3 protein-coding genes are annotated in these 3,346 nt (G+C 25.9%); 1 reads left to right on the forward strand and 2 read right to left on the reverse strand.

Annotated features, from left to right (window positions below):
* Positions 1 to 139 precede the first annotated feature (139 nt).
* Positions 140 to 910, forward strand: a complete 771-nt coding sequence (locus BST80_RS04665; RefSeq protein WP_415746181.1) for a DDE-type integrase/transposase/recombinase — start codon at positions 140 to 142, stop codon at positions 908 to 910.
* 39 nt (positions 911 to 949) lie between these two features.
* Here the strand turns inward: BST80_RS04665 and BST80_RS04670 are convergent, their stop codons facing one another.
* The gene (locus BST80_RS04670; protein ID WP_415746182.1) at positions 950 to 2,071 is read right to left on the reverse strand and encodes a hypothetical protein; all 1,122 of its coding nucleotides are present in this window, start codon (positions 2,069 to 2,071) and stop codon (positions 950 to 952) included.
* Between the two features lie 82 nt (positions 2,072 to 2,153).
* Positions 2,154 to 3,248, reverse strand: coding sequence for an aminopeptidase P family protein (locus tag BST80_RS04675; protein ID WP_415746183.1), 1,095 nt, complete (start codon positions 3,246 to 3,248; stop codon positions 2,154 to 2,156).
* Between the last annotated feature and the right edge of the window lie 98 nt (positions 3,249 to 3,346).

The raw sequence follows: 3,346 nt of genomic DNA on the forward strand, positions 1-3,346 counted from the left end.
ATTTTAGATTCCTATAATTTCTATTTTAAATATATTTTATAGGAATTTTAAAATAACTAGGTTATGCAAGAAGTCTAATNAAGAAAATAATAAAAATTANTAATGAACATACAAAATACTTTTCAATTACTCTATTTATGTGAGGACACGGTCAAATTATTATCGTTATTTACAATCAAAAACTTCATTAATAAAAGCCGATAAAGGAATTATTACCCTTATTCAAAATGAAAAACTCAATAACAAATTTCTTAATTTCTATGGAATAAGAAGATGAAAAATTTATCTATTTAAGAAATTCAATCTCGTTATTAATAAAAAACGTCTTCAACGAATCTTTAAGGAACATAGAATTATCCCTTTCTACTGAAAAAATCGTTCCCATCATATTAAAAAATCATTAAGTCAAACAAACAAAAAGAATTTACTAAAACGTAAATTTAACCAATTGAAACCAAATCAAGTATTAAGGACTGATGTAACTGTCATTAAAAATAATCATACTGAAAAATCCAATTTAATTTCATTCATTGATTTAGCAACAAGAAAAATAATTGCTTATACAATCTTAGATTCAATGACAACTTCAGTATTAATAAAAACTTTATTAAAAGCAATAGCAACAGTTTCAAATAAAAAAGATCTGAAGAAATTAATAATTCATTCAGATCAAGACTCAATTTATACTGCTACAGAATACATTGAATTCTGTAGAAAATATAAATTTAAAATAAGTTACTCAGCAATAACTACTCCAGCTGATAATGCTGTGCAAGAAAGTTTGCATGCTAGATTAAAGTGTGAAACCTTCTATAACAATTATAATACGCAAAATAAAATAAAAAACATAATTATTATTAAAAAATATATTGAATTTTATAATACAACTAGGGTATCATTAAATAAATAAAATTTTGTCCTATTTAATAGGCACACTCCCTAATAAAAATTATTTTCTCATAAGAGATTTAATTGTTCCATCTACTGTTGATTTTAAAGTTAATTCATAAATTATAGTATTATTTTGCTGATGAGGAACAACTAATATAATTTCATATTCAATTCTATTATCTATAATTCGATCACCAACTTGATAAATAGATTTTATTTCAAGGGAATTATTTTGTTCATTATCGGTATAATCATAATTATTTAGATTAAAACCAACCTTCTCACGAAATGTTTGATTTTCTATTATTGTTGGGTAATCAAATTTTAGCGAAAAAGTATTAATTTCTTCATTATTTTGTTCTTCATCTTCAATTTTATCTTGTTCTAATTCAGTTTGAATTTTTTTTCGATCAAAAATTGCACTTAATGAAAGTTTCTTTTCATTTTTTGATTCAGATAACATTTCTGTTGACAAAAATTGTTGCGTTGGAAAATTATTAACAAAATTTTCATCAAGTTTTGGCATAATATACTCTGTCGGATTAACTAAACTCTTTGGGCGTTCAATACCACTAGTTATTTGTTCTAATTCATCTTGATTAATAATGTTTGAATTTTGATGCCGTGATGTTTGCTTTGCTTGAATAAGGTCTAAATCTTGGCTTTGATAATCAACTGGATTATCGTTCATTTGAGTCAAAGTTGAAGCAACTGGTTTTGGCGTAATTATTCCAGTAATTTTTTTTAATGTCTTAACATCTTTATGCAATTTAATTAAATATTCTTGAATTTGATTCATATTTGTTTTTAAATCATCTAAGAGTTGACCATCATTATTACCTGATGAACTTTCTGATTTTAATGTTGGTATTTTTTGTTTTAATAAAAACACTAAAATACTAATAAAAAAACCTAAAACACAAACCGGAATCATTACTACTAAGAAAAAATAACCAATTTGATATAAAAGAATAACATTTGCGGCAAAAACTTCGCCAGCAGCATTTTTAATTTGCATTGTAAAAATAAAATTAAAACTATATTGTATGATAAAAAACACATATGAAAAATTTTGAACGCCTTTCTCAACACCAAAACCACTAGTATCAACTAATCCTAATTGATGATTATTCGAAAGAATATAATAAATTTCTTTACCGGCAATAATAATTAGTAACAATGATAAGAATAGAAACAAAAGCATGAAAATAAAAAAGATAAGAATAAAAATTTGTGTTTTTGTTAATTTTGTTTTCATTAACTTAAATTAAAATTAATTCACGTTTTGCTTTTGTTAAAAGATGAAATCCATTTTCGGTGACTAAAATATCATCTTCAATGCGAACACCACCTAAATCAGGAATATAAATTCCTGGCTCAACAGTAATAACCATTCCTGGTTCTAATAAGACATCGCAAAATGGTGATACGCGAGGAAATTCATGGATTTCAATCCCAACCCCATGCCCTGTTGAATGTGTAAAATATTCGCCATAACCTTTACTTATGATATAATCACGACAAATTTTATCAATCATTGCTGTTGTAACGCCCGGTTTAATTGCATGAATTCCTAAACTTTGTGCTTCATAAACAACATCATAAATTTCTAACATTTTAGATGATGGTGTTCCTAACCCAATTGTTCGTGTTGTATCAGAACAATAACCATTATAAATACAACCAAAATCAATTGTAATTAATTCATTATTCGCAATTTTTTTATCAGTTGCACGTCCATGTGGCAATGCTCCTCGTCATCCAGAAGCAACAATTGTATCAAAACTAGGTTTATCAGCACCAGCTTCAACAAAACTATTAATAATAATTTGTTCAACTTTGCGTTCTGTCATTCCAACTTTAATTTTGTTAATAACATTATTAATTGCAATATCACCAATTGCACATGCTTGCTTTAAAGCTTCAATCTCAGAATTTGTTTTAATTGCTCGTAATTCTGAGAAATCAACTGGTTTTAAAGTAACGGATGATAAATTTGTTGTTAAATTTTGATAAGTCAAATATGTTAAGTAATAACTTTCAAAAGCTAAAGTTTTGACCTTGTTTTTAACCAAATCACTTTGCAACATTCCAAAAAAGCCATCAGGATGATTGGTTGTCATTTCAATAACATTTGTAACATTTTTTGCTTCCTTCTTACCAGCAGTAATATATCGTCCATCTAAATACAAGATTGATTCAGTTTTTGTGAATAACAAATAACCTTCGGAAGAAGCAAATTCAGATAATCAAAAACGGTTAACGGTTGAATGAAATAAAATCCCATCAACTTGATATTTTTCTAAATATTGCTCTAATTTTGCTTTTTTATCTAATTTTACTTTAACATATTCCATTAGCATTATTCTCCTTTTCTTCTCTATAAATTTAACTCTTATTTTTTCATAATACAAGAATATTTCTTAATTAATTAAGTTTCTTAAAATTTCTTAAA

The organism is Spiroplasma sp. Moj (assembly GCF_016082285.1).
Classification (GTDB): domain Bacteria; phylum Bacillota_I; class Bacilli_A; order Mycoplasmatales; family Mycoplasmataceae; genus Spiroplasma; species Spiroplasma phoeniceum.